Here is a 20,803-nt window from a genome sequence, read left to right on the forward strand (position 1 = left end):
GATGAGCGTACCTGCTCATAAAGTTCTGGAATATCCTCAGCCTTTAATGGAACCAGCCATGATGCCGGCATCAAAATACTTCTGGAAGAAAGGATACATCACCAGCAGCGGCAGACTGGAAATAATAATGGTTGCATATTTGAGCAGCTCTGCCATCTTCGCACGTTCGGCAGTGCTCTGGATATCTGCGATCATGCCGGATTCCGGCTGGCTCTGGATCAGGATGGAACGCAGCACCAGCTGCAGCGGCTGCTTCGATGCGCTGTTCAGGTAGATCATGGCGTCAAAGTAGCTGTTCCACATTGCCACGAACTGCCACAGAGCCAGAACTGCCACCACCGGCATACAGACGGGCAGCAGGATCTTGAAGAAGTAAAGCATCTCGCTGGCTCCATCCACATCCGCAGCTTCACGCAGCTCACGCGGGATGCCTTGATAATAGGTACGGGCAATGATCATGTTCCACACGCTGAATGCTCCCGGCAGAATGACCGCCCACATGGAATCCAGCAGACCCAGATTGTTGATGAGCAGGTAGGTGGGGATCAGACCGCCGCTGAAAAACATCGTGATCACAAACAAGGTGTTGAAGATCGCTTTGCCTTTGAAATCCGGCAGCGACATGGGATAAGCGGCAAGCATCGTCACAGCTACCGAGATGATGGTGAAGATGATCGAGTAAAGTACTGCGTTCTTGAAGCCGACCCAGATCTGCTTGTCCGAAACGACACGCTGGTAAGCATCCAGACTCCACTTGCTGAAATCAAAAGAGATGCCCTTGTTTTGCAGAGTGACCGGGTCCATAAAGGACGCGATGACGATGTAGATCATCGGAACGATGATCGCCAGCAGGAACAAGCCCAGAAGTGCGTAGCCGCAGTACAGGATGATCTTATCTTGTCTGGTGTAGAGGGCCATTTTTGATTTTTTCTGTTTTGCCATGGTAAACCCCTCCTTACAAGCCCTTGCCATCGTTCATTTTGGCAACGACCTTGTTCACTGCGATCAGCAGGATGACGTTGACAACGGTGTTGAACAGACCGACTGCCGTGGAAAAGCTGTAATCGCCGTCCAACAGGCCCTTTTTATAAACGTAGGTTGCAATGATCTCGGCAGTGTTCAGGTTCAGGTCAGTTTGCAGGGCATAGGCTTTTTCAAAACCGATGCTCATGATGTTGCCTGCCTGCAGGATGAACTGAATCACGACCATATCCTTAATGGCGGGCCACTCCACCGTCATGATCTGCTGGATCAGGTTTGCGCCGTCGATCATCGCAGCTTCCTTCAGATCTTTGCTGGCGTTCGAAAGGGATGCGGTGTACATGATGGATGCCCAGCCGGCACCCTGCCAGATGCCGCTGATGATGTAGATGGGGCGGAACGCTTCCGGCAGCGTCATGAAGTTGATGCTGGTGTGAAGCAGGCCGTTCACCGGACCGGTGACACTCAGCAGCACCCGGACGATGCCGCACAGCACGATGACCGAGATGAAGTTGGGCATATACAGCACCAGCTGCACTTTCTGCTTGATCTTCTTGCTCTCGATACGGTTGAGCAGGAATGCCAGCAAGATGGGGATCGGGAAGCCCCACAGCAGACCGTACACGCTCAGCTTCAGGGTGTTGATCAGATAACGCTGGAAGTCCGGCGAGGACATGAAGCGGGTAAAGTTTTTGAAGCCTACCCACTCGCTGCCCCAGATGCCCTTGAAGGGATTGTACTTCTGGAACGCGATCAGCACACCGCCCATGGGAGCGTACTTGAACACCAGCGTCAGCACCACGGCAGGCAGCAGGAACAACAGGTAAAGCTGCCAATGCCGTTTGATGTAGACCCATGTGTTGTGCAGCTTGCGTTCTGCTGTCAGCACAGCCGTTTCCGGCGAGGCCGTCTTTGCTTTCATGAATCATTCTCCTCCTTTTTGATTTGCTTGCCGTTTGATTTGTATTTTACATTTGCACCTTTGAATTTTACGTTTTTTCGTTTTGATTGTGCAAATGTAAAATCCTTTGATTTATTTATACCACGCATGCAGGCGAATGTCAACGATAATTCATGGTATACATCAAGAATTATTGTGGATTTGTACAGATGCACAAATTCGAAAGTGCGTAAATATGCAAAATGATGATTTGCATTTTTGCATTTGACTAATTTGTGCATTTGCACTATACTGGAGTCGCAAAGAATAAGATCCGTCACCAGACTTTATCTATAAAAGAAAGAGGATGACTTATGGCAACCAAAGTCACCATTCAGGATATTGCAAACGAACTGCAGCTTTCCCGCAACACAGTTTCAAAGGCCATCAACAACACTGGTGTGCTGGCAGATGCCACACGGGAGAAGATCCTGCGCAAAGCCGCCGAAATGGGCTATAAGCAGTTCGCCTATCTGCCGCTGTTTCAGGAAGACGCTGCAAAAACAGCAGAACCTTTCATTCTGCCGAGTGGCAAACGGGAGATCGCCATGCTGACGACCCGGTTTCTGAACAACTCTCACTTTTCCTCCATGATGCTGGATCGTTTCCAGTCGGAAATCGACCATCTGCACAGCGGCATGACCATTCATCGCATTTCTCCCATGGAGCTGAAAGAGAAAAAACTTCCACTTTCTCTCAACATCCAGCACACAGCCGGCATCATCTGCTTTGAAGTATTCGACTATGACTACGCACAGATGCTGTGCGATCTGGATGTTCCGCTGCTGTTTGTAGACACCCCTGTGATGGATATGCGTCCTCCTCTGAAAGCCGACCGCCTTTATATGGAAAACCGCATGGAGATCCAGAATGTAGTGGCCCACATGGTCCAGCGCGGCAAAAAACGCATCAGCTTTGCGGGGGATAAAAACCACTGTCAGTCCTTCTTTGAGCGTTATATGGCTTATAAGGATGCAGTGGAGCACTTTGGTCTGACAGAAGGCCTGAGCACCTGTGCGATGCCATCTGGGCAGCAGAACTATCCGGTATCCCTGTACGAAACCATCCGTCGGTTCAAAACGATGCCGGATGCCTTTGTCTGCGCCAATGACTTTGTTGCCATGGATCTGGTCAAGGCATTGAATGAGCTGGGGTATTCGGTTCCCGATGATATCTGGGTCTGCGGCTTCGATGACAGTCAGGAGGCTTCCTACTTTGTCCCCCGTCTGACTTCGATCCATATCCATGGACAGATCATGGGCTACACCGCTGCCAATCTGCTTATGACCCGCATCGAAGAGCCATCGCTGAACTATCGCACCGTCTATACGGAAACCAACCTGATCCTGCGCGAATCCACAGGAGATTGAGCGAAAGGAGAACCCCCATGCGTGACCTGTGCAATCCGGACAAGCCGCTGTTTGCTGTGCTGACGAAATTGACTTACAGTGCTTACCTGAACATCTTATGGCTCGTGTGCAGCCTGCCCATCGTTACCATCGGGGCTTCTACGACTGCACTGTTCTACGTCACGATCAAAATGGCGGAAGATCGGGACGATGGTCTGACCCGGATGTTTTTTAAGGCGTTCCGGGAAAATTTTAAGCCTGCCACAAAACTCTGGCTTATCCTGCTGACAGTCGGCAGTTTCCTGGCTGCGGATGGCTTTGTGCTGCGCCGAATGTGGAGCGAAAACATTTTCTGGACGCTGCTCACTGCAGTGCTTATTGGTGCGGCAGTTCTGTACGGCATCGTTCTGCTGTATGCCTTTCCACTGCTGGCACGGTTTGAAAACACCACTTTCGGCATCCTGAAAACAGCGTTTCTCGTGGGGGTCCGGTATCTGTTTTGCACCCTGCTGATGGCGGCGATCTATGGCATCATGGGGTACGTCATCGTGTTTGTGTTCACGCCTGCGTTCCTGCTGGGCATGGGTTTCTGCGCCATGCTCTGCTCCTTTCTGATGCTTCGGATCCTCTATCTGATCGGTGGAGACCCTGATGCAGTACACGAGGAATCCGACCATGACAAAAACTGACCGGGATACGCTCCGCTCCCTCCATGGGCGCAAAAAGTGGGAGCACATCTGGGCATATTACAAGCTGCCCATTGCGATCGTGCTCATCGTCGTCTATATCCTTGGCTATGCAGCCTACCGTCATGTGACGAAAAAAGAGGATGTGCTTTACCTTGGTCTGGTAAATATCACTGCCGGGTCTGATCTGACGGAACAGCTTACCACCGGCTTTGCCGAGGCGCAGGGTCTGACCAAAAAGCAACAGGTCGATCTGCTGTCCGGTTTGCTGCTCAGCAAGAGCGAACGCGCAGAGGAGCAGTATGTATATGCTTCGGAGATGAAGCTGCTGGGTGCAGTCAGTGCCCAGCGGTTAGATGTTGTTCTGATGGACGAATCTGCACGGGATCGACTGTTGGCAGATGATTATTTTCTCGATCTGCGGACACTGGATGCGTCTTTCCATGCACTGCCGGGTCTGAACGCCGGTGGGACCGTGCTGGATATTTCGGACACGCCGTTTGTCAGGCAGGCAGGTTTTTCTGGCAAGGTCTATCTTGGGGTAGTGCAGAATGCACCGCACCCGGAGCGTGCAGCCGCTTACATTCATTATCTGTTCCAGCGGTGATCGTTGGGTTTTAGCTTATAGGATAAAAATAAGGAGAAAACGCATGGACATTTTAACGATTGGTGAAGTTTTGATCGACCTGACCCAGACCGGCAAGGATGCGCGCGGCATTCCTCAGTTTGCCGCAAACCCCGGCGGTGCCCCGGCCAATCTGGCGGTGGCTGCTTCCAGACTGGGCGCACAGACCGCCTTTATCGGCAAGGTGGGTGCGGATGCCTTTGGCCGCTACCTGAAAGAGGTTCTGGCAGAGAACAAGGTGGACGTTTCCGGCATGGCGGTGGATGCAGACCATCCCACCACCATGGCAGTCGTGTCAGTGGATGCCACCGGCGAGCGGGATTTCAGCTTCTACCGCAGCGCCAACGCCGACGTGATGCTGAGCAAAGAGGACATTTCGGAGGGCGCTCTGAAAGCTGCCAAAATCGTCCACTTCGGCTCGGTCAGCCTCACCGCTGACCCCTCCCGCACCGCCACGCTGGATGCTGCCGCCCGTGCCAAAAAGCTGGGCGCTGTTATTACTTATGACCCGAATTACCGTGCCAACCTCTGGAAGAACAAAGAGGATGCCATTGCCCAGATGAAGGCTCCCCTGCCGCTGGTGGATATCTTGAAAGTGTCCGATGAGGAGCTGCCCCTGCTCACCGGCACCACCGACTGCGAAAGCGGCACAGCCCAGCTTGCCCAGAACGGCATCCGGCTGATTTTCGTCACCTTGGGTGCAAACGGCGTGTTCTACCGCTTTGGGGAGAAAACTGGCCATGTGGCTGGCGTCCCCTGCAAGGTGGGCGACACCAACGGCGCAGGCGACACTTTCTTTGGGGCTGCCCTGTCCAAGCTCTGCAAGGAGGAGCTGGACACCCTGACGGTGGACAAACTGGAAAGCATTCTTGCCTTTGCCAACAAGGCGGCAAGCATCACCACCAGCCGGCACGGCGCTATCCCCGCTATGCCCACCCTTGCAGAAGTGGAGGGCTGACCTATGGCAGTAAAACAGGAATTTGCGTCCCGGTTTGCCAAGCACAAGGACGAGCTGGAATGGCTGTTCATGGAGTTGTACCACAACCGGGAAGGGCTGGAGGTTCTGGAGCGGGAGATGGCAGAAGCCTATAACGCCCGCAGCGCCGAGCTGAAAGCACTGGACAAGGCACGCTCTGCCGACCCGGAGTGGTACAAGCGGGGCAATATGTTCGGCATGACCATGTACACCGACCTCTTTGCCGGAAACTTGAAAGAGCTGGCAAAGAAACTGCCCTACCTGAAAGAGCAGAAGCTGACCTATCTGCACCTGATGCCCCTGCTGCAAATGCCCCACCCCCACAACGACGGCGGTTATGCGGTGGAGGATTTCGACACCGTAGACCCAACTCTCGGCACCAACAAAGATCTGGAAAACCTGACCCGGGAGCTGCGGAAAGCCGGCATCAGCCTGTGTCTGGATTTTGTCATGAACCACACCGCCAGCACCCACCGCTGGGCCATGGCGGCAAAGGCGGGCGACCCGTGGTTTCAGGCGTATTACCATCTCTATGACGACCGCACCATCCCCGACCAGTACGAGCAGACCGTGCCGCAGGTGTTCCCCAACACCGCGCCCGGCAACTTTACATGGTGTGAGGAAATGCACAAGTGGGTGCTGACCACCTTCCACGACTACCAGTGGGACCTGAACTACGCAAACCCGGCGGTGTTCGTGGACATGACCAAGAGCATCCTGCATCTGGCAAATCTGGGCGTGGAAGTGTTCCGCATTGACGCGGTGCCCTACATCTGGAAGCAGCTGGGCACCACCTGCCGCAACCTGCCGCAGGTACACACCATCGTGCGGATGCTCCGCATGGTGCTGGAATGCGTCTGCCCGGCGGTCATCCTCAAGGGCGAGGTGGTCATGGCTCCCAAGGAGCTTGCCGCCTATTTCGGCACCCCGGAAAAGCCGGAATGCCACATGCTCTACAACGTGTCCACCATGGTCAACCTTTGGGGTGCCCTTGCCAGCCGGGACACCCGGCTGCTGAAGGCGCAGCTGGATGCCCTGCACGCTCTGCCGGACAACTGCTGGTTCGTGAACTATCTGCGCTGCCACGATGACATCGGCTGGGGTCTGGACGAGGCGGTGGAAAACAAGCTTGGCATCGACCCGCAGAAACACAAGGAATATCTGTATCACTTCTACGAGGGCAATTTCCCCGGCAGCTGGGCAAAGGGCGAGCTGTACAACTACGACCCCGCCACCGGCGATGCCCGCAGCTGCGGCACCACCGCCAGCCTGTGCGGTATCGAACAGGCACTGGAAAAGGATGATAAAACCGCACTGGACTATGCGGTGAAGCGTGACCTGCTGCTGCACACTGCTATGGCGTTTTTGCAGGGCTTCCCCATGCTGAACTGCGGAGATGAGATCGCTCAGCTCAATGGCTGGGACTACAAAAACGACCCCGACCGTGTGGAGGACAGCCGCAATCTGCATCGCAGCAAATTCAACTGGGAGGACGCAAAGCAGCGCACCCAAAAGGGCACGCTGCAAAACCAGCTGTGGCAGGGCATGGAGCAGCTGCGCCAAATGCGTGCAGACCCCTGCTTTGCCCCGGATGCTTGGGTGACCACATGGGACAGCCACAACCCCGGCGTGCTGGCGCTGGTGCGCAAGCGCGGCGAGGAAACGCTGGTGGGACTGTTCAACTTTACCGAGTACCCGGCAGGAGCCAGTCTGGACGCTCTGGGCGGCGAGTATCACACCCCGGAGGGCACTTCCGTCTGGCTGGCAGATGTGGAGCTGGAACCGTATCAGGCGCTGTTGGTAAAAAACAAATAAGTAAAACGAGTCATCCGGCTCTCTCTTTTCGCCAAAGTTTTCGTTGCGTTTTCTTTCAAACTGCCGAAGTGGCGTGTTCTCAAAAGTTCGCGTTTGCGAAGCGAAGCGGAGCAATGAAAGCCCCAGTGGGGCTTTTATCGCAAGGCAAGAAATTAGCGCAACATTCAACCAGCATATTTGCGATATGCAATTCAACGTTGTTGCTGTTGCATTAAAAAGTTGAATTGCTATAAGCGACAAAACGGTCTTGCGCAGCAAGATGGAGGGGCCTCGCCCCGACAAGTTCACGTTTGCGCAGCGCAGCGGAGCAATGAAAGCCCCAGTGGGGCTTTTAAGCGACAGAACGGTCTTGCGTAGCAAGATGGAGGGGCCTCGCCCCGACAAGTTCGCGTTTGCGCAGCGCAGCGCAGCAATGAAAGCCCCGGTGGGCAACGCCCTGTTCGTGGGCATCAAGGTGGGCCGCACCACACTGGCCAAGGTAATGTCCTACATGCTCATGTACTATGCAGCCATCATCCTGGGCCTGCTGCTGGTCACCTACATCCCGGCAGTGTCCATGGTCCTGCCCCAGGTCACCGGGCTGGTCTGAGTTCTTTTTTCAAGCGATATTTCCAATCTTCTTCTCCAAAAAAGGCGGCATCCTCTGCACGGGAGGATGCCGCCTTTTGGCGTTTTCTCTTACATTTTGAAACGGCTCAGATGCCGCCGTGGCGCCGCTCTTCCGCCGCCAGCTCCTGCTGGAGGGCCGCTTTGCGGTGGTCCAGCAGCAGGTCCTTGTTGTACTGGAAGTACCTCTCACAGCCGTTCTCGGTAATGAACGCATGGGCCGCGGGCGAGAGGGTCAGCTCGGTGACGAACACCACCATCTCCTGGCTCTCGGCAAAGGCCTGCTCCATGAAATCAAAGGCGGCTTCCAGCGTGGCAGAAGCTGTGTTCTGGGCATTCTCCCGCTCCTCGGCAAGGCTCTGGAACTGGGTGCGGAGCAGGTCAAACGCGGGCTGCGCGCTCACGGCCTTGGCACGGCGGAGCTCCGCCTCCCAGGCACGGAGAACGGCATACACCCGCAGGCGGGTGTTCAGCGCGTCCCGGCTCAGCAGGCCGGCGGCCTGCTGCTTCTGGGTCTCGGCGTCGTAATCGGCCACCATCTGGCTGAAATAGACCGCCGGGCCGTCCGGAATATCCTCCGGCACCGTGGCAAAGCCCTGCTTGGCCTGCCGCAGGAACGCATAGCAGGCATCGGCCACGGCGTCCTGCTGGCGGGAGGCCGTAAAGCGGGTATCAAGGCCCGCCAGGATCAGGCTGACCAGGCTCAGACGCTCATCAAAGGGCGCGTTGAGGAGCCGCGCGTAGACAGCAGGCTTGACCTGCCCGGCCAGAATGTCTTCCACACCGTAATCGTCGCGGTACTTGTAGTAGAGGTCCAGGTAGGCCGAGAAGTCCTCGGCGATCTTCTGGTGCTGGATGTACTCCCGGATGAGGTCTTCGTCTGCTTTCAGGCCCAGCGTCTCGTAGGTATCCAGCAGGTTGGAGAGGTCCTCCCAGCCGCGGGCGGTGACAAACTGGGTGCCGTCCACATCGGCGTTGATCTGGTAGAAGTTCTGCGGGTGCAGCTCCAGATAGCTCAGGATGGCGCTGTGGATGCGGGCCCCGCGGGCGTAATCTTTCCAAACCGAGAGGTCGGGCTGAATGTCCATCCGGCGGACACGGTCCAGGGTGACGATATCGAAATCCCGGACGGATTTGTTGTACTCCGGCGGGTTGCCTGCCGCCACGATGACCCAGCCTGCCGGCACCGCCTGGTTGCCAAAAGTCTTGCACTGCAAGAACTGCAGCATGGTGGGGGCCAGCGTCTCGGACACACAGTTGATCTCATCAATGAAGAGGATGCCCTCAGAAAGGCCGGTGGCCTCCATCTTGGCATACACGCTGGCGATGATCTCGCTCATGGTGTATTCCGTCACCGAGACATCCTTGTCGCCATAATGGCGCTGGCGGATAAAGGGCAGGCCCACGGCGCTCTGGCGGGTGTGGTGGGTGATGGTGTAGGCCACCAGCGCCACACCGCACTCCCGGGCCACCTGCTCCATGACCTGCGTTTTGCCAATGCCCGGAGGGCCCATCAGCAGGATGGGCCGCTGGCGGATGGCCGGGATGGCGTACTCGCCCAGAGCATCCTTTGCCAGGTAGGCCTTGACGGTATGCTCAATTTCTTCTTTGGCACGTTTGATGTTCATAGCAAACTCCTCACGCATTGTGATTCACGAATTATTGAGGTCGCGGTAGAGGTCGTCCTCCTCGCTCATGGCCTCGGCCAGCGCCGAAGCCGACCGGGCCGCCGGGCCCGCAAACTCTTCCTCGTCCAGCACCACTTTCATGGCCCAGGGCGGCACATTGGCATCGTCGAACCGCTCCCCCAGAAAGAGGAACGCGGCTTCATACGGCGGGCGGCGGGCCGGGTAGGTGCCCATTCCGTCCGTAAAGTAGAGCAGGCCCCGCAGGTTGGTGAACTGCTTTTCGGCACACAGACGATCAACATACTCGAACGCCGGGCGGAAATCCGTTCCGCCGCCGCCCCGCAGCTGGAAATGGTTCATGGCATGGATGAGCTCATCTTCATTGCGGATGAGCAGGTCCTGCTGGACGGTGTTGTCCGCCTGGATCAGGTGCAGGTTCATCCGGTGGAAGAAATTTTCCCGCCCTTTCAGCAGGGTGTAGGTCTCGGCCAGGAACGCCCGCACCAGCTCGCCGGAGGTGGAATAGCTGGTGTCAATGACGAGGGCCAGCTCCTCGATTTTCTTACTTTCCCGGGTCTCCAGCGGCTCAATGAGGGGCATGTTGCCGTAGACCGAAAGGCCGTAGGTATAAAAGTTCAGATCAAATTCATCCGGGTCAAGGTGCACTTCCTCCCGGGTGATGCAGAACCGGCGCAGGAAATCTTTGTAGCTGCGGCGGCTGCGGTTGGCGGCCTTGACCTGCTCCTTGAGCGCGTCGGCCCCCTCGCCCGCCTCTTTATCCCGCAGCTCCAGCTCGGTCTGCATCCGCTCCCCGATCTTCTGCCAGGTCTTCTGGGGCAGGGGCGTGGGCATCTGCTGGGGCTGCTCCGGGGCGTCCTTGGGCCAGAGGCGGTGGTCGTCGGTGTAGAACTCCCGCTCCAGCTGGCGGAGCACGCCAGGCGTCTGGCCCAGCAGCCAGCGGTAGGTAGGTGCTGCCGCCACCACTTTCTGCTCGGCCTTGATCTCCTCATAGGCGTGCTGACGGACATAGCTCAGCGGGCGCTGGACGCTTTTGCGGCCCAGCCCGTCGATGACATTTTCCACCGCGATGTCACAGGCCAGGTGCCACAGGCGCTTGTCCCGCCGCCCTTTGGTCCACAGGTGGCGGAAGATGCAGTGGAACACCGTGTGTAAGTACAGGCGGTTGAGGTATTTCGGGTTTTCCTTGTACAGCCGCAGCAGGGCGCTGGGCTGGTAGCAGAGGATGCGGCCATCGGTGGCCAGCACCCCGCACCGCTCGTCCGGGGTTGGGCTCAGGGCCGAGAGGGCCATATCCAGAAATCGGAAGTCCAGATACAGCCCGCTGCGCACCACGGCCAGCACCTCGCCGCCCATCCGCGCCTGCCACTCCTCATGGGTCTCGGGCCGTTTGGACTCGAACGGCTTGCGCGGGTCGAAGAATTTTTCCTTTTCAGAAATCAAAATCGTACCTCTTTTTGTTGGGCCGGGCCGCAAACTTTTTGTGCTCGGCGTCGGCCAGCAGAGCGGCAGCAGAAGCGTTGTCGGCCTTGGCCGCCAACGCCGCACCCGCGGCAAAGGCATCTTTATCAAACACATCCAGCGCCAGCAGGGCCCGCAGGCCGTCCATGTCCTGTGCTTTCAGCAGCCGGACAAGCACCCGGCCCGTGTTGGCCGCCAGAAAAGCCCGGTAATGCTCGGCAGCGGCACTGCTCAGGCTCCAGGGCCAGCGCAGACGGTCAAAGCAGAGCATGGCCATAATGTTGGCGTCATCCGCGTCGTGCCCCTGCGGGAAGATGGCGTCGTATTCGACCGGGAGGAATTTCCCATCCAAAAAGCACTGTCTGTAATGGTATCCCTGCCCCGAAAACGTGTGGAGCAGAATGTGCGCGGGAGTCTCCTCAATGTCTTCCCAGTAGGCGGGGTACCACAGACCCGCGAGGGGCCGGGCCTCTCCCTCTGGCCAGAATAGCGCCTGCACCGCCTCGGTAATGCTGCCCGCCAGCGCAAACAGGCCGGTGGCCTGCTCCGGCCGGGCCCGGATGACCAGCGTTTCCAGTGCAAAGCAATTGAGGAAGACATCGCTGCCCATGGTCAGCTCCCCCGCCCCGGCCGAAAGGCGGCGCAGGCGGCGACAGTTGTAAAAGGCACAGCTCCCGATGACCCGCAGGCTCCCGGGCAGGATCAGTTCCTCCAGAAAGCTGCCGCAAAGGGGATGGAGAGCTTCTTCCCCGCTCCGGGCGGCAGTAGAGGCTTCTCCGTCCCCGAAGTCCAGATCATACCGGGCAGGAGAAGCGCCCGTCAGATCGCGTCCAAAGGCCCGCAGGAGGCGCGCGGTGCCGTCCGGCTCCACCGCATAGCGGCAGAGCTCTTCCGGCGCAGGCAGACCGCGGGGCTTCTCGGAGAAGCAGTAATCCCCCAACTCGGTGATGGTCAGCGTGCCCCCCTCCGGGGCGGACAGAGCCTCCGGCAGGGTGATGCAGGGCTCGTCCCCATACACGCGGACGAGGCGGGCCGTATCGTTTTTAAAAGGCAGAACATCCAGAAACATAAAAAACTCTCTCACAACAAAAAACTGCCGCACAGTCTCGCCGTGCAGCAGTCCAAATCAAAGCGTTATTCCTGCACGGCCTGTGCAAGGCAGGCATCCATAGCGGACAGCACCGCGTTGCTGGTCATGGTAGCACCCGAGACCGTGTCCACACCTGCCGTGCCGCCGGCATCCAGCAGGCTGCGGGCAAGGCTTTCCGCCGCCTTGCCGCCCACTTCGGGTGTCTCGTCGCCCGCGTCGATCTGCACGTTGGTCACTTTGCCGCCCGTAATGTTGATCATCACGGTCACTTCGCTTTCGTAGCCCTGTGCGGAGGCGCTGTAGGCACCATCGGCATAGGTATCCGCGTTGTCGGCTGCGGGAACAGTGCCCGTACTGGCGATATACAGCGACAGGACGATGCCAAGGGCCACATCCAGGACCGCCATGAGGATCACGTTCCGGGTCGTATGCTTTTTCATCGTATCGAAATTGCTCCTTTGGAGAAATTTTGCGTCCGGCCGCGCTGCTTACTTGGCAGGCTTGAAGCTGTCACGCAGGGTGACAACACGGTTGTAGACGCCGGGGTTCTTGCTGTCCGGGGTGAAGAAGCCGGTGCGGACGAACTGGAACTTCTCGCCCGGCTTTGCGTCGGCCAGAGCCTCTTCCAGCTTGCAGCCCTTGCGTGCCACCACGCTCTCGGGGTTGAGGTAGTCCTTGTAATCGCTGCCCTCGGGGATGGCGTTCATGTTGGCCTCGGTGAAGAGCTTATCGTACAGGCGTACCTCGGCCTCCACGCAGTGCGCCGCGCTCACCCAGTGGATGGTGCCCTTGACCTTGCGGCCATCGGCAGGGTTTCCGTTGCCCGTCTCGAGATCGGCGGTGCAGTGGATGGCGGCAATGCTGCCGTCAGCATTCTTGTCCACGCCGGTGCACTTGACGAGATAGGCACCCATCAGGCGGACCTCACCGCCCATGGTCAGGCGCTTGAACTTCGGAGGCGGCACCTCGGCGAAGTCCTCGTTCTCGATCCACAGCTCCTTGGTAAAGGCCACCTTGCGGGTGGTGGGATCGTTGGCCTCACGGTTGGGGTTGTTGGCCACATCGAAATACTCGGTCTTGTCGGCGGGGTAGTTGTCCACGATGAGCTTGACGGGCTCCAGCACGGCAATGCGGCGCTGAGCGGTCAGGTCCAGCTCGCTGCGGATGCAGGCCTCCAGCTGGCGCATGTCGATGAGGTTATCGGACTTGGAGATACCAGCCTCCCGCACGAACGTAAAGATGGAGCTTGCGGTGTAGCCGCGGCGGCGCAGGCCGCACAGGGTGGGCATCCGGGGGTCATCCCAGCCGTCCACAATGCCCATCTCCACCAGCTCACGCAGGTAGCGCTTGCTCATAACCGTATTGGTCATATTCAGGCGGGCAAATTCACGCTGCTTGGGGAATTCGGTGCCAAAAATATTTTCGATGACCCAGTTGTACAGCGGGCGGTGGTTCTCAAACTCCAGGCTGCACATGCTGTGGGTGATGCCCTCGATGGCGTCCTGGATGGGGTGGGCGAAATCGTACATCGGGTAGATGCACCACTTGCTGCCCTGGCGGTGATGCTCGGCGTACTTGATGCGGTAGATGGCCGGGTCACGCATGTTCATGTTGGGGCTGGCCAGGTCGATCTTGGCACGCAGGGTCTTCTCGCCCTCTTTGAACTCGCCTGCACGCATCCGGCGGAACAGGTCCAGGTTTTCTTCCGGGGCACGGTCCCGCCACGGAGAGGGGCGGGAGGGCTTGCCGGCATCGGCACCGCGGTACTCACGCATTTCATCACGGCTCAGGTCGTCCACATAGGCCTTGCCCTCTTTGATGAGCTTCTCGGCGTACTCGTAGCATTGATCAAAGTAGTCGCTGCCGTAGAAGATGCCGCCGTTGGGGTCGGCACCCAGCCAGTGCAGATCCTCGATGATGCTGTTGACATACTCCTCTCCCTCACGGGCGGGGTTGGTATCGTCCAGGCGGAGGTTGAATTTACCGCCGTACTGGTTGGCGATGGACCAGTTGATGTAGATGGCCTTGGCGCTGCCGATGTGCAGGTAGCCGTTGGGCTCCGGCGGGAAACGGGTGTGGATCTCCTTGACCTTGCCCTCCGCAAGGTCCGCGTCGATGATATCCGTCAAAAAGTTTTTATCTGCCATGGTGGCTTTCCCCCTTATCAGGGCATAGCTGCCCGAATGTTACACTTTTTCTAATACCCATTATGATACACCATTTTGGGCTCTGCTTCAAGGCAAAAACAAAAAAACCACCCAAATCTCAACGGATTCAGGTGGTTTTGCTTTGGAGCTGCTATCCAGATTCGAACTGGAGACCTCATCCTTACCAAGGATGCGCTCTACCAACTGAGCTATAGCAGCAAATGGCGACCCGGATCGGGCTCGAACCGACGACCCCCAGCGTGACAGGCTGGTGCTCTAACCAACTGAGCTACCGGGCCATGATCGCTCAAGTTCGCGGCGTTTTGACCGCGGGAACGTTGACTATTATACCGGAGAAGCCGTGCGTTGTCAAGCAGTATTTTCAGAAAAAGACAAATTATTTTGCCAGAGTCGTTCTCTTCCGGCTGACACGAGCGGGAGTTTGCCAAAGCAAGTGTCCGGAGGGTGGGGCCCGACTGCCGCAGGCAGTTGGGAGGGGGATGGAATGCCCCTCACTTGCGTGGCAAAGCTCCCCGAGCGCCCTCCTGCAAAACAAAACGCCCGGAGCTCCCAAAAGAGTTCCAGGCGTTATGGCAGGGGTAGTAAGTTTCGAACTCACGGCACGCGGTTTTGGAGACCGCTGCTCTACCAGCTGAGCTATACCCCTATGTGGAGCTGCTATCCAGATTCGAACTGGAGACCTCATCCTTACCAAGGATGCGCTCTACCAACTGAGCTATAGCAGCACACTCACAGCTCGATTATTTTAACATAAGGTGCCGTGAATTGCAAGAGGTTTTGGCAAAAAATTTTGTTTTTTTTGCAAAAAAGGAGCCGCCGCAGTGCCGCGGCAGCTCCTTTGGATGGGTTTGCTCGGGATTCTTACTCAATGAGGCCGTTCAGCAGGGCCAGGCACTTGCGGCTGTGCAGCTTGCGGATGGCCTTTGCCTCGATCTGGCGGACACGCTCACGGGTGACACCAAAGTCGCGGCCAACCTCTTCCAGCGTGCGGGGACGGCCATCGTCCAGGCCGAAGCGCAGGCGGATGACTTTCTCCTCACGGGGGGTCAGGCTCTTGAGGGCCTGGTTGATCTGCTGGGCCACCATCGCACGGTCAGCTGCCTTGCCGGGAGCCTCGGCGTTCTCGTCGGCGACGAAATCGCCCAGGGAGGAATCCTCTTCCTCACCCACAGGGCTCTCCAGGCTGGCGGGCTCCTGGGCCATCCGCTGGATCTCGCGCACGCGCTCCACGCTCATGTCCATAGCCTTTGCCAGCTCTTCCGGGGTGGGCTCGTGGCCATTCTGGTAGACCAGCTGGTTGGTGGCCTGACGCATCCGGTTGATGGTCTCGACCATGTGCACCGGGATGCGGATGGTGCGGGCCTGGTCCGCAATGGCGCGGGTGATGGCCTGACGGATCCACCAGGTGGCGTAGGTGGAGAAGCGGAAACCGCGGTCGCAGTCAAACTTCTCAGCGGCCTTGATGAGGCCGATGTTGCCCTCCTGGATCAGGTCCAGGAACGCCAGGTTATGGCCGACATGCTTTTTGGCAATGGAGACCACCAGACGGAGGTTGGCCTCGCTCAGGCTGCGGCGGGCGTTCAAACCGTCGCGGCGGGTCTTGAGCAGCTCCTGACGCTTTTCCTCGGTCAGGGGGCCGTTCTCCACCGCCTCCATGGCCTCTTCTTCCGCGGCCTTTTCCTCAGCGTCCTCGCTGGATTTCTCGTTGCCCTCTTCGTCCAGGTCCTCGGTATAGCTGCGGCTGTTCTCGTCCTCCTCAAAGGAGAAGCGGGCACTGTTCTTCTTGATGTATTCCGGCGCGCCGTACTTCTGGCGGTCGGCCTGCAGGATGTGGGCAGCCTCGGCACCGGCATGGATGCGGCGGCTCAGTTCCACTTCCTGTTCCGCGCTCAGCAGCGGGATCTGGCCGATCTGCTTGAGGTAGTTCTTCACAGGGTCGTCCAGCAGCTCATCCATGGCAGCTTTGAGGTCCGCCGGGTTCTCCTCCGCACTCTCCTCCTCTTCCTCGCTGATGCCCATGTCATCGCTGTTGTTCTCGGCGTTTTCCACCTCGGCAATGATGCTGTCCACGTCCAGGCTGGTATCCGCCTCGACCTCGTTGTCCAGGATCTTGATGCCGCGCTCCTCCAGGAGGGTGTAGAGCGTTTCCACGTCCATTCTGCACTGTGCAGCCAAATCTTTGGCCTCCTGTGCCGACAGGGTGCCCTCACCTTTGGTCAACAGTTCCTTTAAAGTCATGCCCATTTCGCTCTCTCCTTTTCGCTTTGGGGAAACCCCGTCCGGGGTGTTGCTCTTAAAATCCGCGGACAAAACTGCATCAGATCACCAGCCCGCCGTTGACACCAAACACTTGTCCGGTGATGTATCCGGCGTCCTCTCCGGCAAGGTAGAGCAGCAGTTTTGCCACTTCGTCCGCGCTGCCCAGGCGGCCCACAGGGGTTTCCTCAGCCAGAGCGGCCTTATCTTCGGCGGTAAATGCCGCCATCATATCGGTGTCGATGACACCCGGGGCCACACAGTTGACGGTGATGCCGCTGGGGCCCTCTTCCTTGGCCAGTGCCTTGGTCAGGCCGATGAGGCCCGCCTTGGCGGCTGAGTAATGTACCTCGCAGCTGCCGCCCGTCTGGCCCCACATGCTGCTTACCGTCAGGATGCGGCCCGCCTTGCGGCGGATCATCCCGGGGAGCACCAGCTGGCACAGGTTGAACGCGCCGGTCAGGTTGACATCCAGCATGTGCTGCCACTCTTCCGGCGTGATGTCGGTAAAAAGCTTCTGCTGGGCAATGCCCGCGTTGCTCACCAGCACATCCACCCGGCCCAGCGCCTGCTCCACTGCATGGAACGCCAGCTCACAGCTGGCCCGGCTGGCCACATCGCACTGAACGATGGTGCAGCCCGGCAGGGCTTTTTCCAGCGCCGCAGCGGCCTCCGCATTTTTGTGGTAGAACACCGCCACCCGGTAGCCTGCCTCATAAAAGGCTTTGGCAGTGGCCGCACCGATGCCCCGGTCTCCGCCGGAGATCAGCACCGTCCGCCCGTTTGTCCGGATCGCCGGCACAGGTGCTTCCGGGGCCGCCGCGGGCTCCTCCGGCGCTTTCACTTCCGCCGGGGCCAGCTCCGGCACAGGCTCTGCCCGCACAGGTTCCCGCTCCTGTTTGGGCATCTCCCGCGGCTTCCGGGCCGGGATGACGATGGTGGGTTCGTCGTCCGGGAAATCCGGGACTTCCGGCTCTTTCGCCTTTCCAGCCGATTCCGGGGCCTCAGGGGCTTCCGGGGCAGGCTGCAGAGGCTTGCCGGGCAGTTTCACCGTCTCGGCGTTGTCCTCCGCCATGTCAAATGTCAGTTCAAATTCGTCGTCGTACAAGAGTCAGACCCTCCTGTCGCTTGTTTCTCTGTAAGGCATTTTCCAGCCTTGCAGGGGTGGTGGTCGGCCCTGCGCCCAGCGGAGCTGCACTCTGCTTTTTTCTTCCGGTCATGTCCGGTCCTGCGGTGCGCCCGCTGGCTCCTGCGCGTGGTTTCGACAAGTTACCATTGAATAATATAGCACAAATTGCCGAAAAAAGAAAGTGGGAACCCGTGCTTTTTTCACGCAGTTCCCACTTTTTTCATCATTTGGACTTGTTTTGTCCCTGTACCGGCGGTTTCCACTTCGGCCTTGCAGCCCGCTGCTCCCGCAGACGGAGGAAAAACGCCTGCAAAAGAGCCTGCGCTTCCTCGGCCCGGAGGCCCCGCTCCACCACCGGGTGGTGGTTGAACGGCAGGGCAAACAGGTCTGTCACCGAGCCGCAGCAGCCCGCCTTGGTGTCGGCCGCGCCGTACACCACCCGTTTGACCCGGCTGTTGAGGATGGCCCCGCTGCACATGGGGCAGGGCTCCAGCGTGACGAACAGCTCACACTGCCACAGCCGCCAGCCGCCCAGCTTTTTGCAGGCCGCGTCAATGGCCAGCAGCTCCGCGTGGTGGAGGGCGTTTTTCTCGGTCTCCCGGGTGTTGTGGGCGGCGGCAATGATCTCGCCGTCCTTTGCGATGACGGCTCCCACCGGCACCTCGCCCAGCGCCGCGGCCTTTTCGGCTTCGGCCAGGGCTGCACCCATCAGTTCGTAATCGGTCATCCCAGTCCCCTCTCTGCCAGACATCCGGCCAGCACGATGCAGTTGTTGAGGCAGTGGAGCCCCATGCCGGGCCAGAGCCGCCCGGTGTGCTCCACGGCCCAGCCAAACACCAGCCCCATGGCAAAAGCGTAAATTTTCGCCTCCGCGCTGCCATGGGCAGCGGCAAACAGCACCGCCTGCCCCGCCAGCGCCACGCCGGGCCCCAGCGGGCGGAGCAGCCGCTGTACCCCGCCCCGGAAAATCAATTCCTCTGCCAGCGGCAGCACGGCACAGACCCGCAGAACCGTCCAGCCCATCTTCTCCGGCTCCTCCGGCAGAGTCATGCTTCCGCCGGGCAGCAGCAGACTGCCGGCCACGGCCACCGCAGCCCAGAGGGCCGCCGCCTGCCCGAACGCTTTCCAGAACGCCGGGCCTTTTTCGATCTTGTTCATGGCGCTGCCTCCTGTCGGCGGACATTGTACCACACCCGCCCCTTGGGTGCAAGCAGTTTTGCGCCTCCACGAAGAAATCTGCTTCAAGAGATTGACTTTTCGGTTGGTGTTCTGCTATAATTTTACCGACTTTTTACTTGTTTCTGTTGTTTTACAACCGTTCCGGGCGGCTTCCGCCCATGGAGGTATTTTATGATCCGCATTCTCACCGATTCCGCGTCCGATATCCTGCCCGCAGAGGCCGCGCAGCTGGGCGTGACAGTCATCCCCCTCAACGTCACGCTGGAGGACGGCACCGTCTTCCGGGACGGCCTTGACAAGACCCCCTCTGAATATTATGCACAGCTGGCCGCCTGCAAGAAGCTGCCCACCACCAGCCAGCCCAGCCCGGAGCTGTTTGAGCGCTTCTTCGCCGAGGCAGCGGCCGCAGGCGATGAGGTCATTGGCATCTTTCTTTCCCATGAGCTTTCCGGCACTTGCCAGTGCGCTAAGCTTGCGGCAGACCTGGCCAACGTGGACAACGTGCTGTTTGTGGACAGCACCAATGTCTGCCTGGGCGAGGGCCTGCTGGTGCGGCTGGCCGTCCAGCTGCGGGACGCTGGCAAGACGGCCGTGCAGATCGCAGCCTCGCTGGAGCACGCCAAGGAGCACCTGCATCTGGTGGCCGCCATCGACGACCTGAAATATCTGCGCAAGGGCGGGCGTCTTCCCGCCGCTGCTGCCGTAGCAGGCGGGATGCTGGGCATCAAGCCCCTCATCACCATCAAAGAGGGCAAAGTGGCTCTGGCTGGCAAGGCCCGGGGCCTGCCCGGCGCCTACGTTGCCCTCTTCAAAAAGATCGAAGAGCTGGGCGGCATCCACCCCACGCTGCCCGCGCTGGTAGGCTACACCGTCGCCCCCCGTGAGGTGGCCCCCATCCAGACCTACCTGCAGGATAATCTGCACCGTCCCGAGGCCCTGACCCGCCAGATCGGCTGCGTCATTGGCACCCACGCCGGCCCCGGCGCGTTCGGCCTGGCGTTCTTTGATGAAGCACTGGACATCGAATAAAAATAGGATCCATGAAAAAAGCGAGGAGCCTGGCTCCTCGCTTTTTTGCGTCTACACTTCTTGTTTTACAGCACCGCATCCGAAATGAGCTTGCCCAGCAGGAGCACCAGCACCACCAGCATCATGGGGCGGATGAACTTTGCCCCCTTGCGGAGGGCGAAGTGGGAGCCCAGCAGGTTGCCCGCGATGCCGCTGATGGCACAGGGGATGCCGATGGAAAAGACCACCAGCCCGCTCATGAGGTAAGTAAAGAGGCTGGCATAGTTGCTGGCCAGGTTGAGCACCTTGCCGTTGCCGTTGGCGGTGCGCAGATCAAACTTCATCAGGCTGGAAAAGGCGATGATGGCAAAGGTGCCCGTGCCGGGCCCCACCAGACCATCATACAGGCCGATGCCAAGCCCGATGCCCAGCGCCAGCGCCGCTTTTTTCAGGTCCATGGTACCGTCATCCCGGTTTTCGTCCGGGAGGTTGCGCTGCCACAGGATGATGACCGCCGCAATGGGCAGGATGATGAACATGGTGGTCTTCAGCACCTCATCGCTGAGCAGCAGGACGATGTGCGCCCCCAGCGCGCTGCCCGCAAAGCTGCCGATGGCCGCCAGAATGCCCACCTTGACGTTCATGGCACCATTTTTGAAGAAGCTGGCCGTGGCAAAGGTGGTGCCGCAGGCAGCACTGAACTTATTGGTGGCATAGGTGTAGTGCGGCGGCAGCCCTGCAAACAGATAGGCCGGCAGGCTGATGAGCCCGCCGCCGCCCGCCGCGGAATCCACAAACCCTGCAAATCCGGTCATAAAGACAAGAAACACCATCATGACCGGGGAAATTGTAATACCCATTGTTATAATTCCTTTTTATTATCCAAAA

At 58.8% G+C, this 20,803-nt stretch carries 19 protein-coding genes and 4 tRNA genes; 7 read left to right on the plus strand and 16 right to left on the minus strand.

Going from position 1 to position 20,803, the window contains the following annotated elements; genetic code table 11:
- Window positions 1-36 precede the first annotated feature (36 nt).
- Together C4N22_RS09120 and C4N22_RS09125 are read right to left on the minus strand one after the other, a co-directional pair.
- Window positions 37-972, minus strand: coding sequence for a carbohydrate ABC transporter permease (locus tag C4N22_RS09120; protein ID WP_097779273.1), 936 nt, complete (start codon window positions 970-972; stop codon window positions 37-39).
- Window positions 956-1,903 (minus strand): ABC transporter permease, encoded by a 948-nt coding sequence (locus C4N22_RS09125; RefSeq protein WP_112114530.1) that lies wholly within the window; start codon window positions 1,901-1,903, stop codon window positions 956-958. Before C4N22_RS09125 ends, C4N22_RS09120 begins: the two co-directional genes overlap by 17 nt.
- A gap of 332 nt (window positions 1,904-2,235) precedes the next feature.
- On the opposite strand from C4N22_RS09125, the gene C4N22_RS09130 reads away from it, so the two are divergent.
- From C4N22_RS09130 to C4N22_RS12750, 6 genes are all read left to right on the plus strand, one after another.
- Window positions 2,236-3,291 (plus strand): LacI family DNA-binding transcriptional regulator, encoded by a 1,056-nt coding sequence (locus C4N22_RS09130; RefSeq protein ID WP_112148729.1) that lies wholly within the window; start codon window positions 2,236-2,238, stop codon window positions 3,289-3,291.
- A 17-nt stretch (window positions 3,292-3,308) separates the two neighbouring features.
- Window positions 3,309-3,959, plus strand: a complete 651-nt coding sequence (locus tag C4N22_RS09135; RefSeq protein WP_112148730.1) for a YesL family protein — start codon at window positions 3,309-3,311, stop codon at window positions 3,957-3,959.
- On the plus strand, window positions 3,946-4,563 hold the full coding sequence (locus C4N22_RS09140; protein ID WP_112148731.1) for a hypothetical protein: 618 nt from the start codon (window positions 3,946-3,948) through the stop codon (window positions 4,561-4,563). Before C4N22_RS09135 ends, C4N22_RS09140 begins: the two co-directional genes overlap by 14 nt.
- 43 nt (window positions 4,564-4,606) lie before the next feature.
- Window positions 4,607-5,539, plus strand: a complete 933-nt coding sequence (locus tag C4N22_RS09145; RefSeq protein ID WP_112148732.1) for a carbohydrate kinase family protein — start codon at window positions 4,607-4,609, stop codon at window positions 5,537-5,539.
- Window positions 5,540-5,542: 3 nt separating this feature from the next.
- The gene (locus C4N22_RS09150) at window positions 5,543-7,372 is read left to right on the plus strand and encodes an amylosucrase (RefSeq protein WP_112148733.1); all 1,830 of its coding nucleotides are present in this window, start codon (window positions 5,543-5,545) and stop codon (window positions 7,370-7,372) included.
- A 349-nt stretch (window positions 7,373-7,721) separates the two neighbouring features.
- A complete protein-coding gene (locus C4N22_RS12750) occupies window positions 7,722-7,961 on the plus strand; it encodes a hypothetical protein (RefSeq protein WP_146746521.1) in 240 nt (79 codons plus the stop codon).
- Window positions 7,962-8,067: 106 nt separating this feature from the next.
- On the opposite strand, the gene C4N22_RS09160 is transcribed toward C4N22_RS12750, so the two are convergent.
- The 13 genes from C4N22_RS09160 to C4N22_RS09220 all read right to left on the minus strand — a co-directional run bounded on the left by C4N22_RS09160 (window position 8,068) and on the right by C4N22_RS09220 (window position 18,886).
- Window positions 8,068-9,606, minus strand: a complete 1,539-nt coding sequence (locus tag C4N22_RS09160; RefSeq protein WP_112148734.1) for an AAA family ATPase — start codon at window positions 9,604-9,606, stop codon at window positions 8,068-8,070.
- Between the two features lie 24 nt (window positions 9,607-9,630).
- The gene (locus tag C4N22_RS09165) at window positions 9,631-11,067 is read right to left on the minus strand and encodes a vWA domain-containing protein (RefSeq protein ID WP_242980998.1); all 1,437 of its coding nucleotides are present in this window, start codon (window positions 11,065-11,067) and stop codon (window positions 9,631-9,633) included.
- Window positions 11,057-12,154: a leucine-rich repeat protein gene (locus C4N22_RS09170; RefSeq protein ID WP_112148735.1), complete on the minus strand. Its 1,098-nt coding sequence runs from the start codon at window positions 12,152-12,154 to the stop codon at window positions 11,057-11,059. The genes C4N22_RS09165 and C4N22_RS09170 overlap by 11 nt, the downstream gene beginning before the upstream one ends.
- 65 nt (window positions 12,155-12,219) lie before the next feature.
- Window positions 12,220-12,615 carry an FMN-binding protein gene (locus C4N22_RS09175; protein ID WP_112148736.1) on the minus strand — a complete coding sequence of 132 codons (396 nt, stop codon included), beginning with the start codon at window positions 12,613-12,615 and terminating at the stop codon, window positions 12,220-12,222.
- Between the two features lie 48 nt (window positions 12,616-12,663).
- Window positions 12,664-14,322 carry a glutamine--tRNA ligase/YqeY domain fusion protein gene (locus C4N22_RS09180; protein ID WP_112148737.1) on the minus strand — a complete coding sequence of 553 codons (1,659 nt, stop codon included), beginning with the start codon at window positions 14,320-14,322 and terminating at the stop codon, window positions 12,664-12,666.
- Window positions 14,323-14,465: 143 nt separating this feature from the next.
- Window positions 14,466-14,541, minus strand: a tRNA-Thr gene (locus C4N22_RS09185).
- A gap of 3 nt (window positions 14,542-14,544) precedes the next feature.
- Window positions 14,545-14,621 (minus strand) — tRNA-Asp (locus tag C4N22_RS09190).
- Between the two features lie 292 nt (window positions 14,622-14,913).
- A tRNA-Trp gene (locus C4N22_RS09195) sits at window positions 14,914-14,989 on the minus strand.
- Window positions 14,990-14,992: 3 nt separating this feature from the next.
- Window positions 14,993-15,068, minus strand: a tRNA-Thr gene (locus C4N22_RS09200).
- A 136-nt stretch (window positions 15,069-15,204) separates the two neighbouring features.
- A complete protein-coding gene (locus C4N22_RS09205; RefSeq protein WP_022256126.1) occupies window positions 15,205-16,587 on the minus strand; it encodes a sigma-70 family RNA polymerase sigma factor in 1,383 nt (460 codons plus the stop codon).
- A 73-nt stretch (window positions 16,588-16,660) separates the two neighbouring features.
- The gene (gene ymfI / locus C4N22_RS09210) at window positions 16,661-17,707 is read right to left on the minus strand and encodes an elongation factor P 5-aminopentanone reductase (RefSeq protein WP_347476107.1); all 1,047 of its coding nucleotides are present in this window, start codon (window positions 17,705-17,707) and stop codon (window positions 16,661-16,663) included.
- Between the two features lie 244 nt (window positions 17,708-17,951).
- Window positions 17,952-18,455, minus strand: a complete 504-nt coding sequence (locus C4N22_RS09215; RefSeq protein WP_022256124.1) for a nucleoside deaminase — start codon at window positions 18,453-18,455, stop codon at window positions 17,952-17,954.
- Window positions 18,452-18,886, minus strand: a complete 435-nt coding sequence (locus C4N22_RS09220; protein WP_112148738.1) for a CPBP family intramembrane glutamic endopeptidase — start codon at window positions 18,884-18,886, stop codon at window positions 18,452-18,454. Before C4N22_RS09220 ends, C4N22_RS09215 begins: the two co-directional genes overlap by 4 nt.
- A 192-nt stretch (window positions 18,887-19,078) precedes the next feature.
- Here C4N22_RS09220 and C4N22_RS09225 point away from each other — a divergent pair, with 192 nt between their 5' ends.
- The gene (locus C4N22_RS09225; protein ID WP_112148739.1) at window positions 19,079-19,936 is read left to right on the plus strand and encodes a DegV family protein; all 858 of its coding nucleotides are present in this window, start codon (window positions 19,079-19,081) and stop codon (window positions 19,934-19,936) included.
- Window positions 19,937-20,001: 65 nt separating this feature from the next.
- On the opposite strand, the gene C4N22_RS09230 is transcribed toward C4N22_RS09225, so the two are convergent.
- Window positions 20,002-20,775 (minus strand): TSUP family transporter, encoded by a 774-nt coding sequence (locus C4N22_RS09230; protein ID WP_112148740.1) that lies wholly within the window; start codon window positions 20,773-20,775, stop codon window positions 20,002-20,004.
- Window positions 20,776-20,803 lie beyond the last annotated feature (28 nt).

This window comes from Faecalibacterium prausnitzii (assembly GCF_003287495.1).
GTDB lineage: Bacteria > Bacillota > Clostridia > Oscillospirales > Ruminococcaceae > Faecalibacterium > Faecalibacterium prausnitzii_I.

Bases quoted from the DNA above. Each gene is read 5' to 3' on its own strand.
- C4N22_RS09120 (WP_097779273.1), bottom strand. From the start codon at position 972: ATGGCAAGGGCTTGTAAGGAGGGGTTTACCATGGCAAAACAGAAAAAA.
- C4N22_RS09125 (WP_112114530.1), bottom strand. From the start codon at position 1,903: ATGAAAGCAAAGACGGCCTCGCCGGAAACGGCTGTGCTGACAGCAGAA.
- C4N22_RS09130 (WP_112148729.1), top strand. From the start codon at position 2,236: ATGGCAACCAAAGTCACCATTCAGGATATTGCAAACGAACTGCAGCTT.
- C4N22_RS09135 (WP_112148730.1), top strand. From the start codon at position 3,309: ATGCGTGACCTGTGCAATCCGGACAAGCCGCTGTTTGCTGTGCTGACG.
- C4N22_RS09140 (WP_112148731.1), top strand. From the start codon at position 3,946: ATGACAAAAACTGACCGGGATACGCTCCGCTCCCTCCATGGGCGCAAA.
- C4N22_RS09145 (WP_112148732.1), top strand. From the start codon at position 4,607: ATGGACATTTTAACGATTGGTGAAGTTTTGATCGACCTGACCCAGACC.
- C4N22_RS09150 (WP_112148733.1), top strand. From the start codon at position 5,543: ATGGCAGTAAAACAGGAATTTGCGTCCCGGTTTGCCAAGCACAAGGAC.
- C4N22_RS09160 (WP_112148734.1), bottom strand. From the start codon at position 9,606: ATGAACATCAAACGTGCCAAAGAAGAAATTGAGCATACCGTCAAGGCC.
- C4N22_RS09170 (WP_112148735.1), bottom strand. From the start codon at position 12,154: ATGTTTCTGGATGTTCTGCCTTTTAAAAACGATACGGCCCGCCTCGTC.
- C4N22_RS09175 (WP_112148736.1), bottom strand. From the start codon at position 12,615: ATGAAAAAGCATACGACCCGGAACGTGATCCTCATGGCGGTCCTGGAT.
- C4N22_RS09180 (WP_112148737.1), bottom strand. From the start codon at position 14,322: ATGGCAGATAAAAACTTTTTGACGGATATCATCGACGCGGACCTTGCG.
- C4N22_RS09205 (WP_022256126.1), bottom strand. From the start codon at position 16,587: ATGGGCATGACTTTAAAGGAACTGTTGACCAAAGGTGAGGGCACCCTG.
- C4N22_RS09215 (WP_022256124.1), bottom strand. From the start codon at position 18,455: ATGACCGATTACGAACTGATGGGTGCAGCCCTGGCCGAAGCCGAAAAG.
- C4N22_RS09220 (WP_112148738.1), bottom strand. From the start codon at position 18,886: ATGAACAAGATCGAAAAAGGCCCGGCGTTCTGGAAAGCGTTCGGGCAG.
- C4N22_RS09225 (WP_112148739.1), top strand. From the start codon at position 19,079: ATGATCCGCATTCTCACCGATTCCGCGTCCGATATCCTGCCCGCAGAG.
- C4N22_RS09230 (WP_112148740.1), bottom strand. From the start codon at position 20,775: ATGGGTATTACAATTTCCCCGGTCATGATGGTGTTTCTTGTCTTTATG.